Below are 250 nucleotides of genomic sequence, written 5' to 3'. Positions count from 1 at the left end.
CCTAAAGGCTTATATAATTCATAATATTACATAGTGAGAATCAAATATATAAAATTACATAATATGGTATAATGAAATGAAGATTATTAATAATAAATTATTAAGGAATAAAAAGGTGTGAAAATAATGAAAAATAGCAGAATACTTATGGAGAAACAAGCTATTAAGATATTAGAAAAAGCTGGATGGTATGAAAATAGAAAAATGATATATCACAATTTGCAAAAAGTTGTAAAGAAAATAATATAAA

Annotated in this window: 1 protein-coding gene; it reads left to right on the top strand. The window is 20.8% G+C overall.

Annotated elements, in window-relative coordinates; translation table 11 throughout:
- The first annotated feature begins 126 nt into the window (after positions 1-126).
- On the top strand, positions 127-249 hold the full coding sequence (locus tag NG904_RS17100; protein ID WP_252232937.1) for an SUKH-3 domain-containing protein: 123 nt from the start codon (positions 127-129) through the stop codon (positions 247-249).
- Position 250 lies beyond the last annotated feature (1 nt).

The sequence above is a fragment of the Clostridium sp. ZBS15 genome (assembly GCF_023845705.1).
Classification (GTDB): Bacteria; Bacillota; Clostridia; order Clostridiales; family Clostridiaceae; genus Clostridium; species Clostridium aquiflavi.
Note: the sequence above shows the minus strand (reverse complement) of the source record. Positions and strands in the feature narration are given on the sequence as shown.

Excerpts from the sequence above, each read along its gene's own strand:
- NG904_RS17100 (WP_252232937.1), top strand. The coding sequence starts at position 127 with ATGAAAAATAGCAGAATACTTATGGAGAAACAAGCTATTAAGATATTA.